At 68.3% G+C, this 15,841-nt stretch carries 11 protein-coding genes and 1 tRNA gene; 10 read left to right on the forward strand and 2 right to left on the reverse strand.

The features are described from left to right. Nucleotides 1–23: 23 nt before the first annotated feature. Nucleotides 24–1,064, reverse strand: coding sequence for a type 2 periplasmic-binding domain-containing protein (locus tag FHS00_RS10985; protein ID WP_183473119.1), 1,041 nt, complete (start codon nt 1,062–1,064; stop codon nt 24–26). Between the two features lie 156 nt (nt 1,065–1,220). On the opposite strand from FHS00_RS10985, the gene acuI reads away from it, so the two are divergent. From acuI to FHS00_RS11030, 9 genes are all read left to right on the forward strand, one after another. Beyond that, nucleotides 1,221–2,210 carry an acryloyl-CoA reductase gene (gene acuI, locus FHS00_RS10990; RefSeq protein ID WP_183473122.1) on the forward strand — a complete coding sequence of 330 codons (990 nt, stop codon included), beginning with the start codon at nt 1,221–1,223 and terminating at the stop codon, nt 2,208–2,210. 146 nt (nt 2,211–2,356) lie between these two features. Beyond that, nucleotides 2,357–4,072 (forward strand): BCCT family transporter, encoded by a 1,716-nt coding sequence (locus FHS00_RS10995; RefSeq protein WP_183473125.1) that lies wholly within the window; start codon nt 2,357–2,359, stop codon nt 4,070–4,072. A 120-nt stretch (nt 4,073–4,192) separates the two neighbouring features. Then, on the forward strand, nt 4,193–5,305 hold the full coding sequence (locus FHS00_RS11000) for a mechanosensitive ion channel family protein (protein WP_183473128.1): 1,113 nt from the start codon (nt 4,193–4,195) through the stop codon (nt 5,303–5,305). A gap of 49 nt (nt 5,306–5,354) precedes the next feature. Continuing rightward, entirely contained in the window at nt 5,355–6,800 is a 1,446-nt protein-coding gene (locus tag FHS00_RS11005) for a cryptochrome/photolyase family protein (protein WP_183473131.1), read from the forward strand. Between the two features lie 47 nt (nt 6,801–6,847). After that, a complete protein-coding gene (locus FHS00_RS11010) occupies nt 6,848–8,056 on the forward strand; it encodes an SAM-dependent methyltransferase (RefSeq protein ID WP_183473134.1) in 1,209 nt (402 codons plus the stop codon). A gap of 35 nt (nt 8,057–8,091) precedes the next feature. Beyond that, complete coding sequence (locus FHS00_RS11015) at nt 8,092–8,532, forward strand: TrgA family protein (RefSeq protein ID WP_183473138.1); 441 nt, start codon at nt 8,092–8,094, stop codon at nt 8,530–8,532. Between the two features lie 3 nt (nt 8,533–8,535). Continuing rightward, the gene (locus FHS00_RS11020; protein ID WP_183473140.1) at nt 8,536–9,669 is read left to right on the forward strand and encodes an NUDIX domain-containing protein; all 1,134 of its coding nucleotides are present in this window, start codon (nt 8,536–8,538) and stop codon (nt 9,667–9,669) included. A 51-nt stretch (nt 9,670–9,720) separates the two neighbouring features. After that, the gene (locus tag FHS00_RS11025; protein WP_183473142.1) at nt 9,721–10,755 is read left to right on the forward strand and encodes a cysteine synthase A; all 1,035 of its coding nucleotides are present in this window, start codon (nt 9,721–9,723) and stop codon (nt 10,753–10,755) included. Continuing rightward, nucleotides 10,752–13,385, forward strand: a complete 2,634-nt coding sequence (locus FHS00_RS11030; protein WP_183473145.1) for a DUF3772 domain-containing protein — start codon at nt 10,752–10,754, stop codon at nt 13,383–13,385. The genes FHS00_RS11025 and FHS00_RS11030 overlap by 4 nt, the downstream gene beginning before the upstream one ends. A 30-nt stretch (nt 13,386–13,415) precedes the next feature. On the opposite strand, the gene FHS00_RS11035 is transcribed toward FHS00_RS11030, so the two are convergent. Beyond that, nucleotides 13,416–14,561, reverse strand: coding sequence for an AI-2E family transporter (locus FHS00_RS11035; RefSeq protein ID WP_246391254.1), 1,146 nt, complete (start codon nt 14,559–14,561; stop codon nt 13,416–13,418). A 131-nt stretch (nt 14,562–14,692) separates the two neighbouring features. Between FHS00_RS11035 and FHS00_RS11040 the strand changes: the two genes are divergently transcribed. Beyond that, a tRNA-Ser gene (locus tag FHS00_RS11040) sits at nt 14,693–14,782 on the forward strand. The last annotated feature ends 1,059 nt before the right edge of the window (nt 14,783–15,841 follow it).

The raw sequence follows: 15,841 nt of genomic DNA on the forward strand, positions 1-15,841 counted from the left end.
GACCATGTTTCGCTCAGATGGGCTCAGAAGCCCGACTTGATCATCTCGAAGGTCTCGGCGTGCTGCTCGCGCCGCTCGTTGGGGATCGACAGCTGCGCCAGCACCGGCGCGTCGATCGGGGCGATGCCCGACGCCTCGAGCGTCGCTTCGTCGATCTCGCCCAGCGCGGCGGCGTTGGCCGAACCGAAGCCCGCCTCGAGCAGCGGCATCGCCGCCTCGGGCGCCAGCATCGCGTTGATGTAGTCATAGGCCTGGTCTTCGGAGCCCGGCGCGTCCTTCATGTTGACGTAGCCGCACAGCCACAGCGAGGAGCCTTCCTCGGCCTCGCGCTCGAAGCCGATCGGGCGGCCTTCCTCGACCATGGTCGGATAGGTCTCGTTCCATGCCCAGCTCACCAGCACCTCGCCGGTGGCCATCAGCTGGCTCAGCTCGGCCGGGTCGGTCCAGTAGGTGCGCAGGTTGGGATGAACCTCGCGCAGCCAGTTCGCCGCCGCCTCGAACTGTTCGTCGGTGGCCTGGGTCCAGTCGGTGGTGCCGGTGGCGAGATAGGCCAAGGCGAAGGCGTCGTCGACGTTGTCGGGCAGCGCCATGCGGCCCGCATAGGCGGGGTTCTTGAACACCTCGAGCGTGGCGACGTCCTCGGCCGGGACCTCGTCGGGATTGTAGGCGATCGCGGTGGAGCCGAAATCGGTGGGGATGAAGAAGACATCGTCGCCCCCGGCGCTCACCTGCTGGCCGGTGAGATTGCGGTCGATCGTGTCCCAGGCGTCGATCCGGCTCGTGTCCCAGGGCTCGATCAGTCCGCTCTCGGCCCATTTGGTGACCGAGCCCGCGCAGATATGGGTGATGTCGGCACGGAAGCCCGAGCGCAGTTTCTGGAACGCCTCTTCCTCGTCCCCGAAGAAGGAGAAGCTCGGTTCGCCATGGGTTTCCGAGAAGGCCGGGTGGAAGGCCGGATCCTCGAAGCCGGGATAGTCGAGCACGGTCAGCCCGCCCTCCTGCGAAACGGCGGCGGTGGCGAGGGCGGCGAGCGACGCGGCACCCAAGAGGCGGAACTTGTTCATTCATTGGCTCCCGTTGGCGCCGCGCTGACTGCGCGGCAGGTGGAGCCTAGAAGCGGCTCCGCGCCGCTTCAAGTGCCGTGCGTCACCGCCGATTGCACCATGCCGCGCGACGTGCATTCATGGCCGCCGACAGACGAGACCCGGGGAGGGATGCAGATGTTCAAGGCGCTTTTGGTCGAGAAGGACGAGGCGGGGGCCACCCATGCGGCGGTGCGCGAGCTCGAGGATGACCGGCTGCCCGAGGGCGAGGTCACGGTGGCGGTGGAGTATTCCACGCTGAACTACAAGGACGGGCTGTGCATCGGGCCGGGCGGTGGCCTCGTGCGGAATTACCCGCATGTGCCGGGCATCGATTTCGCCGGCACGGTCGAGGCCTCCGACGACGCGCGCTACAAGCCCGGCGACAAGGTGATCCTCACCGGCTGGCGGGTCGGCGAGGCCTATTGGGGCGGCTATGCCACCCGCGCCCGGGTCAAGGCAGACTGGCTGGTGCCGCTGCCCGAGGGGCTGTCCACGCGCGACACCATGGCCGTGGGCACCGCCGGCCTCACCGCGATGCTCGCGGTGATGGCGCTCGAGCAGCACGGGCTGAAGACCGGGCAGGGGCCGGTGCTGGTCACCGGCGCGGCGGGCGGCGTCGGTTCGGTCGCCACGGCGATCCTCGCCTCGCAGGGCCATGAGGTCGCCGCCGTCACCGGGCGGCCCGAGACCGAGGATTACCTGCGCGATCTCGGCGCCGCGTCGATCGTGCCGCGCTCCGAGCTGAACGAGGTCACCAAGAAGCCGCTGGAGAGCGAGCGCTGGGCCGGCTGCGTCGACGCGGTGGGCGGGGCGATGCTGGCGCGGGTGCTGGGGCAGATGAATTACGGCGCCTCGGTCGCGGCGGTGGGCCTTGCGGGCGGCGCCGACCTGCCGGCCAAGGTGATCCCCTTCCTGCTGCGGGGCGTGAACCTTCTGGGCATCGACAGCGTGATGCAGCCCTATGACCGCCGGGTCGAGGCCTGGGAGCGGATCGCGCGCGAGTTGCCGATGGAGAAGCTGCGCGCGATGATCCGGCCCGCGCGGCTCGAGGATCTGCCCGAACTCGGGGCCGAGATCCTCAAGGGCCAGGTGCGCGGCCGCGTCGTGGTCGAGGTTGCGGGCTGAGGTCTGTTTCGACACGCCCCGGTTGACCCCGCGCCGCGCCGCGCCGCGGGGTCGCGTTCCATGCTATGATATGACAGACGCACGATTTCTTGACCTCGGGCCTCCGGGCCTAGGTTTTTGCGTGATATCAAGCATTGGGGGTGACGATGACGACGCCGGACACCGATCCAGAGGCTGCGGAGACGACGCGGCTCATCGACGAGACCGACTACGAGGTCGGTCAGGACAACATCCAGACGCAGATCGGGCCATTCGGCCTCGACATCCACAACCCGGTCTTTCTGATCGCGGGGCTGGGGATCGTGGCCTTCGTTCTGGGCACGCTGATGGTGCCGGAGGCCGCCACCTCGGCCTTCAGCAGCCTGCGCGACTGGCTCACCGCCAACTTCTCGTGGTTCTTCATTCTCGGCGGCAACATCTTCGTGCTGTTCGGCCTGCTGCTGATCGTGACGCCGCTGGGCTCGGTCCGGCTGGGCGGCGCGAGCGCGCGGCCCGATTACGGCTATGCCGGCTGGTTCGCGATGCTGTTCGCCGCCGGCATGGGCATCGGCCTGATGTTCTACGGCGTCTCGGAGCCGTTGTCGCATTTCTCCACCTCGGTGGCCGAGGGCGCCGGTTCGCCCGAAAGCTGGGCCCCGCTGTCGGGGGCGCCGGGCGATCCGGAGGCCGCGCGCCAGCTCGGCATGGCCGCCACGATCTACCACTGGGGCCTGCACCCCTGGGCGATGTACGCCGTGGTGGCGCTGGCGCTGGGGCTGTTCAGCTACAACCAGGGCCTGCCGCTGACGATCCGTTCCGCCTTCTACCCGATCTTCGGTGAACGGGTCTGGGGCTGGACCGGGCATATCATCGACGTGGTCGCGGTCTTCGCGACGCTGTTCGGCCTCGCCACCTCGCTGGGCTTCGGCGCGGAGCAGGCGCTGGCGGGCATGAACTTCCTGTTCGGGACCGGTGATGCGACCGAGGGCGGGCGCTATCTCTTCGGGCTGAGCTACGACAACCCGGTCATCGGCGCCGATGGCGAGGAAGTCGGCCGCACCGGTGCGGGCCTCAAGATCCTGCTGATCCTCGCGATCACCGGCATCGCCACGATCTCGGTCATGGCCGGTCTCGACGGCGGGGTGAAGCGCGCCTCCGAGATCAACATGGTTCTGGCCTTCCTGCTGCTGCTCTTCGTGCTGTTCGTCGGCCCGACCGCCGAGATCATCACCGGCTTCTTCGCGGCGCTGTGGGCCTATATCGTGAACTTCCCGGCGCTGAGCCAGCCCTTCGGGCGCGAGGATGCCAACTTCAGCCAGGGCTGGACCGCCTTCTACTGGGCGTGGTGGATCTCCTGGTCGCCCTTCGTCGGCATGTTCATCGCCCGCGTCAGCCGCGGCCGCACGGTGCGCGAGTTCATGATCGCGGTGCTGCTCGTGCCGTCGCTGGTCTGCGTGTTGTGGATGACCGTCTTCGGCGGCACCGCGATCACCCAGGTGGTGCAGGACAACTTCCAGGGCGCGGCCGAGGCGGCGCTGCCGGTGCAGCTCTATGAGATGCTGAGCCAGCTGCCGCTGACCCAGATCACCTCGTTGATCGGCGTGGTGCTGGTGATCGTGTTCTTCGTCACCTCGTCGGACTCGGGCAGCCTCGTGATCGACACCATCACCTCGGGCGGCAAGGTCGACGGCCCGCTGCCGCAGCGGATCTTCTGGTGCGTGTTCGAGGGTCTCGTCGCGATCGCCCTTCTGCTGGGTGGCGGCCTCGCCGCGCTGCAGGCGATGGCGGTGGCCACCGGCTTCCCCTTCGCCTTCCTGCTGCTGTTGATGTGCGTGGCGATATTCATCGCGCTGCGGAACGAGCGGAAGAATCCGCTTCCCTGATGCCAAAAGTGGCGGCCCCGGTTTCGGGGCCGCCATCTGCGCGGGCATTTGCCGCAACGCGGCAAACGCGCCGGCCGGAGGGGGTTTCCGCCACGGATCACGCTCCTATCATCCCGCCCCATGATGCTGTTTCAGACATTTTCCGATCTCGGCCTCGGCTGGCTGCCGGCCTGGGCCGTGATCCTGATCGATTTCGGGCTCGCCATCGCGCTGGCCTGCCTCGTCCACGCGCTCATCTACCGCGCCTTGGGGCGCTGGGCGCAGAGCAGCGCGCTGTTCCGCCGCGAACTGGTGCGCCAGACGCGCGGTCCCGCCCGGCTCGGGCTGATCTTCTTTTTCATGGCCCCCGCCGCCGCCGTGGCGCCGCTTTCGCCTTCGGACGAGCGGGGGCTGCAGCACCTCGTGCTGGTGGGGACGATCCTCCTTGTGGGCTGGGTCGCGCGCGTGGTGCTCGACGTCTGGGCCAAGCTGCATCTGCGCCGCTTCACCCTCGATGCCGAGGACAACCTCCTTGCGCGCAAGCATGTCACCCAGACCAAGATATTCCTGCGCGTCGCCTCTGTATTGATCTCGATCGTCGCCATCGCCGCCGCGCTGATGACCTTCGAGGAGGTCCGCCAATACGGCGTGTCGCTGCTGGCCTCGGCTGGGGCGGCGGGCCTTGTGGCGGGCATCGCGTTGCAGCCGGTGCTCAAGAACCTCTTCGCGGGTATCCAGCTCGCCATGACCCAGCCGATCCGCATCGACGACGCGCTGATCGTCGAGGGTGAGTGGGGCAATGTCGAGGAGATCACCTCCACCTATGTGGTGATCCGGATCTGGGACTGGCGCCGGATGATCGTGCCGCTCAGCTACTTTATCGAGCAGCCCTTCCAGAACTGGACCCGCGAGAACTCCACCCTGATCGGCTCGGTGCTGATCTATCTCGACCATTCCGCCCCGATCGACCGGATCCGCGACAAGGCGCGCGAGATCACCGAGGCGAGCAAGCTGTGGGATGGCGACGTGTTCAATCTCGCCGTCACCGATTTCCGCGAAAGGGTGATGGAGGTCCGGGTGCTGGCCTCGGCCCGCAATGCCGGGCGCGCCTTCGACCTGCGCTGCGAGATCCGCGAGAAGCTGGTCGCCTGGATCCAGGCCGAGATCCCGCACGCGCTGCCGCGCACCCGTGAGGAGTTGAACGTGCAGACCGGCCATCCCGCGACGGAGGTGCGACGCGACGGCGTGGCTTGATCGGGCGGGCCGGGCGCTAGCTCCGGACCAAAGCGCCGAGGAGTTGCCGATGCCCGATCCGATCCTGCTCTGGTTCCGTCGCGACCTGCGGCTCGCCGATCATCCGATGCTGGCCGAGGCGATGGAGACCGGCGGGCCGCTGATCCCGGTCTTTCTCCACGACGAGGTGGTCGAAGGGCAGGGGGCGGCGCCGCGGTTTCGCCTCGGCCTCTCGGTCGAAAGCTTCGCGCGCGATCTCGACGCCGTTGGTGCGAAGCTGATCCTGCGGCGTGGCCGGGCGCTGGACAGCCTGCGCGCGCTTTGCGCCGAGACCGGCGCGCGTGCCGTCTGGTGGAGCCGCGCTTACGATCCCGACGCCCGGGCGCGCGACGCGGAGGTGATGGCCGGGCTCGACGCCGAAGGGATCGAGACCCGCGACTTCCCCGGCCACCTGCTGTTCGAACCCGACAGCGTGGAAACCAAGACGGGCGGCTATTACAAGGTCTATACCCCCTACATGAAGGCGGTGCGCGACCGGCTGCCGGATGCGCCGCTTGCCCCGCCCGCGCGGCTGCCCGCGCCCGAAAGTTGGCCGCAGAGCGACCGTCTCGATGACTGGCACATGGCGCGCGGCATGAACCGGGGTGGCGCGGTGGTGGCCAAATACCTGGTGGTGGGAGAGAGGGCGGCACGCGACCGGCTGGATCGCTTCGTCGCGCAGCGGATCGCCGACTACGCCATCGCCCGCGACCGGCCCGACATCGAGGGCACTTCGGGTCTGTCCGAGAACCTCACCTATGGCGAGATCTCGATCCATGCCTGCTACCGGGCCGCGCTGGCGGCGCGCGAAGCCGGCGCGGAGGGGGCAGAGCATTTCCGCAAGGAACTGGTCTGGCGCGACTTCGCCTATCACCTGCTGCATCACACGCCCCGCCTGATCTCGCGCAACTGGCGTGCCGAATGGGACCGGTTTCCGTGGTCGGAGGACGGCGACAGCGCCGAGGCCACCGCGTGGAAGCGGGGCCGGACGGGCATGGCGCTGGTCGATGCCGCGATGCGCGAACTCTATGCCACGGGGCGGATGCACAACCGCGCCCGGATGATCACCGGCTCCTACCTGACTAAGCACCTGCAGACCCATTGGAAGATCGGTCATGACTGGTTTGCCGATTGCCTTGTCGACTGGGACCCGGCCAACAACGCGCTGGGCTGGCAGTGGATCGCGGGCTCCGGCCCGGACGCTGCCCCATATTTCAGGGTCTACAACCCCGTGAGCCAGGCCGAGAAGTTCGATCCCGAGGGCGCCTATCGCCGCGCCTGGATCGCCGAAGGCCAGGCCGATCCGCCGCAGACCGCCCGCGATTTCCTCGCCGCCGCACCACGCGCCTGGGGGCTTTCGGCCACGATGCCCTATCCCGAGCCGATCGTCGGCGCAGCCGAAGGGCGCGACCGCGCGCTGTCGGCCTATGCGACGCTGCGTGGCCGCGCTGAAGGAGGCGATGTCACGAACGGGTGACAACTGCGCCGCGATCCGTAAGCTGTTGGAAAGCACGGAGAGTGGCGATGATCCTGACCAGCACCGAGGGCCAGAGCGATTTGCCGCGCTACTTCGCGCAGGTCTTTGCCATGATGCAAGGCATGCGCGGCGGGCGGCTCGACTTCGTGCTGCCGGACGGGCGGCGGTTCCGGGCCGAGGGCGCCGCACCCGGCCGCCATGCCGAGATCGCGATCCACGATCCCGACTGCTTTGCCCGGCTGATCCGCGAGGGGGATTTGGGATTTTCCGAGGCCTACATGGACGGCGACTGGTCGACCCCCGACCTGATGACGCTCCTCGATCTCGCGCATGACGAGGTCGAGACGCTGTTCTACGGCTTTCCGGGGCAGGGCTGGCTGCGCCGGTTGGAGCGGATGCGCCACTGGTTGCGCTCCAACAGCCGGGGCCAGGCGCGGCGCAACATCCGCCACCACTACGACCTCGGCAACGATTTCTACGCGCTCTGGCTCGACCCTTCGATGACCTATTCCTCGGCACTGTTCGAAGGGAGCCAGCAAAGCCTCGAGGCGGCGCAGCGCCACAAATACGAACGCCTCGTCGACCGGCTGGGCGTGGCGCCGGGCGATCATGTGCTCGAGATCGGCTGCGGCTGGGGCGGTTTCGCCGAATACGCGGCGGGCGAGAGGGGGCTCAAGGTGACCGGGCTGACGCTGAGCTCGGCGCAGCTCGACTATGCCCGCGACCGGATCGCGCGGGCCGGATTGTCCGACCGGGTCGAGCTCAGGCTCGAGGATTACCGCGACGTGCGGGGCAGCTATGACGGCATCGCCAGCATCGAGATGTTCGAAGCGGTGGGTGAGCGTTACTGGCCTGTCTATTTCGACGGGCTGCGCGACCGGCTGCATCCGGGCCGCCGCGCGGCGCTGCAGGTCATCACCCTGCCGGATCACCGTTTTTCGCAATATCGGCAGGGCGTCGACTTCATCCAGAAATACATCTTCCCGGGCGGCATGCTGCCCAGCCCCGGCATCCTGCGGCGCTTGGCGGAAGAGGCCGGTTTGCGGATGGAGGGCGCGGCAAGCTTCGGCGAGAGCTATTCGCGCACGCTCAGGATCTGGCACGAGAATTTCAACGCTCGCTGGGAAGAGGCACGGGCGCTCGGCTTCGACGCGCGTTTCCGCAGGATGTGGAATTTCTACCTCTGCGCTTGCGCCAGCACCTTTCGCTCTGGCAATTGCGATGTCAGCCAGTTCACGCTGAGCCGACCGGGCTGACCGGACCGCCCGGTGCCGCAAGAGGAGACAGACAGATGCCGACCGCCTCGAAGCTCGTGGGCGCGCTGCTCTTCGCCGCGCTGGGATATGTCGTCTCGCTCATCGCCATGCCGCTGCTCGAGGATCTCGAGACGATCCCGCGCACGCCCGAGATCAACGCGGTGATCGGTCTTGGCATCGGCTGGTTCATGGCCGGTCCGCGCGCCGGCGGCGGCATCGTCGAAGGGCTCAGCAACGGCATCACCACGATGGTGGTCGGGCTGCTCGCCGTGCTCTTGGTGCATGGCTCGCTCTACGCGCTGCGCGCCTCGATGCGCGGACGGCACAGCGATCCCTCCGACACGATCGAGGCGATGGTCGATTTCATGCTGCAAGGCGCGCAGCGGCTGGCGACGCCCGAGGTGATCATCATGCTGCTTGCGGGCGGGGCCGTCATCGGGCTGCTGCTCGAGTTCACGCGCTCGCAGGCGGCCTGACGGATGGACATCTTCGTCTTCGGACCGCTGGCCGATCCGGCGACCTATCAAGCCGTGACCGGCAATCTTCTGGAAGGCCGGCGGGCCCGGCTCGAAGGCCATGCCCTGCGCGGCGCGCCGGACGATGTGCCGGGGCTCGTGGCCCAGCCCGGCGGCGTGGTCGAAGGCATCGTGGTGGCGCCGCCGGAGGGCTGGGCGGCCCGACGGCTGGCGGCCTATAACTCCGCGCTGGGCGCCGCGCCCCGCATGGCCGGTGTCTCCCCTGCGCAGGGACCGGCCTGCGAGGTCATGCTGCATGCCACGACACCGGAGCAGGACGCCCCGGAATGGGACGCGGCGACATGGCGGGCAGGAGCGGCCGCGCGCTGGGCGGTGATGGCGGGCGAGATCGCCGATCATCAACCCGCGCTCGATCCCGCGAGCTTTGGCCGTCAACGGGGCATGATCGCGGCCCGGGCCGAGGCGCGCCGTCGCGCCGCCGCCGAACCGGCCCCCGCCGAACTACGCCATCCGGCGCGCCCGAACGACAGCGAGTGGCGCGAGGTTGCGCCGCCCGCAGGCCAGTTCTTCCGCCTGTCGCAGATGCGGCTGTCGCATCGCCGCTTCGACGGCGGCCGGGCCGAGGACCTGCCGCGCGAGGTGCTGGTCGGCGTCGATGCGGCGCTGGTGCTGCCCTACGATCCGCGGCGCGACCGGCTGCTGATGGTCGAGCAGTTCCGCAGCGGCCCGGCCCGGCGCGGGGCGGCCAACCCGTGGTGTCTCGAGCCGGTGGCGGGGATCGTCGACGCTGGCGAGAGCCCGGCCGAGGCGGCGCTGCGCGAGACCCGCGAGGAGGCGGGGCTGACGCTGGGAGCAGATCGGCTGATCCCGATCTTCGCCGGCTATCCCAGCCCCGGATCGAGCACCGACTACTTCCACTGCTTCCTCGCCCTCGCCGATCTGCCGCAGGATGAGGGCTGGCATGGCGGGCTGGAGGAGGAGCATGAGGATCTGCGGCTGCATGTCGTGGGTTTCGACCGGACGATGGCACTTGCCGCCACGGGAGAGATCGACGTGCTCCCGATGCTGGCCATGCTTCACTGGCTTGCACAGAATCGTGCGCGACTGCGCGCCGAGGCGGGAATGCGGGATGCTTGAGTTCCCGGCGCTCCCTGCCTATTGCTCGGGCAGAACAGGAAAGGCCGCCAAATGGACATCAAATCCGACCTCGCCGCCGCCGTCGGCAACACACCCCTGATCCGGCTGCGTGCCGCCTCCGAGGCCACGGGCTGCGAGATCCTGGGCAAGGCCGAGTTCCTGAACCCCGGCCAGTCGGTCAAGGACCGCGCCGCGCTGTGGATGATCCGCGACGCTGTCGCGAAGGGCACGCTCAAGCCCGGCGGCACCATCGTCGAGGGCACCGCCGGCAACACCGGCATCGGTCTCGCGCTGGTCGGCGCCTCGATGGGCTTCAAGACGGTCATCGTCATCCCCGAGACCCAGAGCCAGGAAAAGAAGGACATGCTGCGGCTCGCCGGGGCCGAGCTGGTGCAGGTCCCCGCCGCGCCCTACCGCAACCCCAACAACTATGTCCGCTATTCCGGCCGCCTCGCCGAGGAACTGGCCAAGACCACGCCCGAGGGCGTCCTCTGGGCCAACCAGTTCGACAACGTGGCCAACCGGCAGGCGCATATCGACGCCACCGGCCCGGAGATCTGGGAGCAGACGCAGGGCAAGGTCGACGGCTTCGTCTCCGCGGTGGGCACCGGCGGCACGCTGGCAGGCGTCGGCATGGCGCTTCAGCCCAAGGGCGTGAAGATCGCGCTGGCCGATCCCGAAGGCGCGGCGCTGCACAGCTTCTACACCACGGGCGAGCTGAAGGCCGAAGGCGATTCGATCACCGAGGGCATCGGGCAGGGTCGGATCACCGCCAATCTCGAGGGCTTCACCCCCGATTTCAGCTACAAGATCCCCGACAGCGAAGCGCTGCCGATCGTGTTCGATCTGCTCAAGCATGAGGGGCTCTGCCTTGGCGGTTCGTCGGGCATCAACATCGCCGGCGCGATTCGTCTCGCCCGCGAACTCGGGCCGGGCCACACCATCGTGACGGTGCTGTGCGATTACGGCACGCGCTACCAGTCCAAGCTGTTCAACCCCGATTTCCTCAAGGCGAAGGGCCTGCCCGCGCCGGACTGGCTCGACCGGGGCCCGTCTTCGATCCCGGGCGTCTTCGAGGACGCATGAGCGCCCCATCCTTCGCGGCCCGCGAGGGTGCGCGCCTGGCTCGGCGGCTGATGCTGCCGATCTGGCTCGTCATCGCGGCCGGACCCGTTGTCGCGCAGGGGATCGACCCGGCGCCGGGCGGGCTTTTCGATGCGCCCGAGGCGGCGCAGGAGACGACCGATCCGGTGCCGTCCGACGCCCCCGCAGCAACCGTCGAGGAGGCGCTGAGCCCCGAGGTCGCCGAGGCCGAGGGCGAGCCGGCCGAAGGCGAGGCCGCGACGGCCGAGGGGGAGGCGGATGCCGAGCCTCTCACCCCCGCGACCGCCTATGGCCCGGAAACGCCGAGCCTGCCGGGCAGCGGCCCGCTGGCGCAGGTGCTGGCCGAGAGCGGTGTCGACTGGGATAGCTGGGAGCGCACCGCGGCGCGCAGCGCGGCGGTGTCCGAGCGCGGGCAGGGGTCCGATTTCGCCCTGCAGCGCCTGCGGACCGATCTCGTGGTCTGGCGCGACCGGTTCCAGCAGGCGCGCAGCGCCAACTCGGCGCGAATCGCGACCGTCGAAGCGCAGCTGACCGCGCTGGGCGCCGCGCCCGAATCCGGCGCCGAGGACGATGCCGTGGCCGAGCGCCGCGCAGCCCTCAGCCAGGATCTGATGCGCCTGCGCGCGCCGATCCGTCTCGCCGACGAGGCCTATGCCCACGCCGACGGTCTGATCCGCGAGATCGACCGGCTGATCCGCGAACGCCGCGGCGCCGCGCTTGGCAATCGCGGTCCTTCACCGCTCAATCCCGCGCTCTGGCCCGGTGCGCTGGTCGTGGCCTTCGAGCGGGCCGAGGCGCTGGGAACCGAGCTGCTGGCGCGATGGACCACGCCGGGGCTGCGCGAGGCCACGATCGCGGCGCTGGTGCAGGCACTGCCGCTGGCGCTGGCGGGCGGCTTGCTGATGCGGGCCGGGCAATGGGCGCGGCATCTGCGCCGCCGGATCCTCGAGGCCGACCGGCGCGGCTCACGGGCCTTGGGCTTCGCGGTGTCGCTGGGACAGGTCGGGCTGCCCTTCGCGGGTCTCGTGCTGATCGCGCAGGCGCTTGAGCGGCTGGGTCTCGACGGGCCGCGCGCGGGGGCACTGCTGGTGGCGTTGCCGGTCGCGGGCCTGTCGGTGCTGCTCGCCCGCTGGATGGCCGGGCAGTTCTTCGGCCCGGAGGCGGCGCAGCCGATCGCGGGCATCGCCATCCATCGCCAGAACCGGGCCCGCCGCTGGGTGATGTGGCTCGGCTGGGCGATCGCCTTCGAGCAGCTGTCGCAGGCCGCGATCACCAGCGCCGACGCCCCCGAGGGCGCGGTGGCGGCGCTCTATCTGCCGCTGCAGCTTTTGGTGGCGGTGCCGCTGTTCCTGCTCGGGCGGACCCTGGCGGGGGTGACGCATGACGCCGAAACCAGCCCGCCCACGCCGCAGCCCGAGAACGCGCGGCGCGACACCACCGGCTTCCGGCAGACGCTGCTGTCGGTGCTTGGCAAGGTCGCGATGGTGGTGGCGGTGCTGGCGCCATTGGTGTCGGTGCTGGGTTTCGCCGCGTTGTCCGAGGCGATCCTGGTGCCGGCGATCAAGACCATGATGCTGATCGGGGTGTTGGTGCTGCTGCAGCGGCTGGTCTTCGATGTCTGGACCGTTGCGACCGGCTCCGAGGATCTGGCCCGCGACGCGCTGGTGCCGGTGCTGATCGGGCTGTTCCTGATCCTTGCCGCCGCGCCGGTTCTGGCGCTGATCTGGGGCGCCCGGCCCGAGGATCTGGCCGAGGTCTGGACCCGCTTCCGCGAGGGCTATTCCTTCGGCGAGACCCGGCTACAGCCGACCGATCTGCTGTGGCTGCTGGTGGTGTTCGTGGTTGGCTACACGCTGACGCGTCTGGTCCAGCGGGCGCTGCGCTCGGTGGTGCTGCCACGCACCAAGCTCGATCTCGGCGGCCAGAACGCCGTGGCGGTCGGCTTCGGCTATGTCGGCATCACCACGGCGGCGCTGCTGGCGATCACCACCGCCGGCCTCGACCTGTCGAACCTCGCCATCGTCGCCGGTGCGCTCTCGGTCGGCATCGGTTTCGGCCTGCAGAACATCGTGTCGAACTTCGTGTCGGGGATCATCCTGCTGATCGAGCGGCCGATCGGCGAGGGCGACTGGATCGAGGTCGGCGGTCAGTCGGGCTATGTGCGCGACATCTCGGTGCGCTCGACCCGGATCGAGACCTTCGACCGGACCGACGTGATCGTGCCCAACGCCGATCTGGTGTCGAACCAGGTGACCAACTGGACCCGCGGCAACTCCGTCGGTCGGGTGATCGTGCCGGTCGGCGTCGCCTATGGCAGCGATCTGGAGAAGGTGCAGTCGATCCTGCGCGATATCGCCGAGGACCACCCGCTGGTGCTCGCCAACCCGGCGCCGGCGGTGCTGTTCCGCGCCTTCGGCCCCTCCAGCCTCGACTTCGAGATCAGGGCGATCCTGCGCGACATCAACTTCGTGGTCGCGGTGCAGTCCGAGATGAACCACGAGATCGCGCGCCGTTTCAAGGCGGAGGGGATCGAGATCCCGTATCCGCAGCGGGATCTGTGGATCAAGAACCCCGAGACGCTGCGCCCGGTGGCGCCGGACGACGAAAGCTGAGGCCGGGGCGGCCGGTTAGCGGCATTTCCGCTACTCGGCCGCCTCGCGTCGCTGTTCGCCTTCGCGGCGCTCGGTCTCGGGTTCTGGCAGTCCCTCGCGGGACAGCAGGATCGCGATCGGCCGGAGCGCCGGGATCTCCGAGCAGACGATCATCGCCGCCACGGTGATCGGCACCGACAGGAACATGCCCGGGATGCCCCAGACCGCGCCCCAGAAGGCGAGGCTGATGATGATCCCGAAGCTCGACAGCCTGAGCGCCCGGCCCATCATCATCGGGTCGAGCACGTTGCCGTTAATGAACTGGATCACCCCGGTGATCGCAAAGATCGCCGCGGTGGTGCGCGGATCGCCGAGCTGGACATAGGCCACCAGCGCCACCAGCGCGGTGGCGACGATCGAGCCGATATTGGGGATGTAGTTCAGCAGGAAGGTGAGGATCCCCAGCGCCACGGCCAGTTCCAGCCCGAACAGCCCGGCCAGCGCCCAGACCATCACCCCGGTCATCAGCGACACCAGCGTCTTGACCGCGAGGTAGCGGTTCACCCGACGGATGATCGAGCCGATGATCCGACCGACCCGGTCGGCCTGCACCGGATCGCCGACGAAGTTCACCAGCTTGGTCGAGAACCAGACCCGTTCGGCGAAGAGGAAGCCGACGAAGAGGATCACCAGCACGGTGCCCTGCATCAGGTTGCCAGCCTGGCTCGCGAAGGCGCGGATATAGCCGCCCAGCTCGATCGTGCTGACCGAGTTCAGCACCGCCGCCTCGGTGCTCTCGCCCGCCCATGAGAACAGCGCCGCGATCGCCTCTGGTGCCCGGTCGACATAGCTCAGCGTGGTGATCAGCACGGTGTTGACCTGCGCCAGCACCACGGAGGTGAGGAGCAGCAGCGCTGCGGCGATGGCCACGACCGCGGCGATCGAGGCGAGCCAGTTCGGAATCGCGAGCGGCCCGATACGGGCGCGTGCGATGAAATTGATCGCGTCGCTCATCAGCGAGAAGATGACGATGGCGGTGACCAGCGAGATCAGCAGGAACCGCGCCTGCACCAGCAGGAACAGCACCACCGCGAAGGCGATGATGATCAGCGCCACGTCCTGGATGCGGTGCGGATCACGCGGGCCGCGCAGCCGATCCGGGTCGGAGCGCCTCGCGGGCAGGGGGGGTCGGGTCATCTGAGCGGCGTTCTCGTCGTCGTGCTTGCCGCCACAGTATGGGCGAGCCGCGGCCCGGGGGCAATCGAAGGCAAAACCCCGTCTTTCGCCCCCTTGCATTGCCCTGCGCGCTTGGCTACTGAGCCCGCAACGGAGCGGTGGCCGAGTGGTCGAAGGCGCACGCCTGGAAAGTGTGTAGGCGGGAAACCGTCTCGAGGGTTCGAATCCCTCTCGCTCCGCCATTCTCGATTATTTTCAGTAAGTACCAAATTTGCCTAGCCGGTCGTGAGACGGGCTATGCGGCCTCGCATACTCGTTTCCAGTGAGTGGGACCGATCGAAAATACTCCGAGCTGCATTTCCTACGCGGAAGTAAAGGGCAACCCGCCGTCCTGCAGGGCTCGGGCTTCCCATTATGCCAAGACGGCCGACCGTTGCGGTGACCCGATCAGTTCTTTCCTATTCTGCGAGGGAGGGGCGCTGCGTTGCGGTGGCAGTTCCGTCCGACGATGCGGCCGCTATCCTTTCGCGGAGGCCGCCCCCTCCCATTGCTCCGATGCAACCCACGTATGCCAGGAGTAGTAGAGGGGCATGAAAAGAGTATCCCCAGAGTTGTTTGTTCTCCCGGCTTGGGCGTGGATCCTGTTGCCGATCGTCGTACTGCTTCTGGGCGGTCTCATGGATCGGAATGGCAAGATGCGCGGGTCCGGGCTGGGCCTCATCGCGACGTCGCTAGTCATCTTCGGCGCCGTCGCACTGACCCGGTGGTCCCACTTCGTCTAAGGTGAACGCGGCGTCTGGCGTGAACGCCGACCGCCCATTCATGCGCTGATCCATCCCGTCTTAGTGCAGCTCATTTGCCTGTCCGGGCGTCGGCACGAGAGGCTAGGGGCCGTCGCGCATGGATCGCGTGAGTCGGATAGACCCTCGCCCTAACATGGCGTTCGCTGCCCCTTGCTGGAGGTCGAGGGGTCGCTCTTCTGCATGAACCATAGGATTGCCCTGATGCTCGCCGGTCGCCCCCCGACCGGCATGTTCGATTGAGTTCCTGGGAGGTCCGCTCAGAAGCCGATGCGAGGTGGGTTGAATACGAGCAGGCGGGTGCAACCAACTGGGCTCTTTGAATGTTTGGCAGCAATTCATCGCATCCGTTCAGGAGTTTCCAAATTGGGTAAGTTATTTCGTTTGAACGCTGCCGCGCTTGTCCTAGGGTCAGGACTCGTTAACCCTCAAAGCCAGAACATGACGGTCGCGGCCAGGGCGATGGCAGAAAGGAAGACCTTCGGGCATCTGTCGTAGCGC

The sequence above is a fragment of the Limimaricola variabilis genome, assembly GCF_014195545.1.
In the GTDB taxonomy this organism is placed as follows: domain Bacteria; phylum Pseudomonadota; class Alphaproteobacteria; order Rhodobacterales; family Rhodobacteraceae; genus Limimaricola; species Limimaricola variabilis.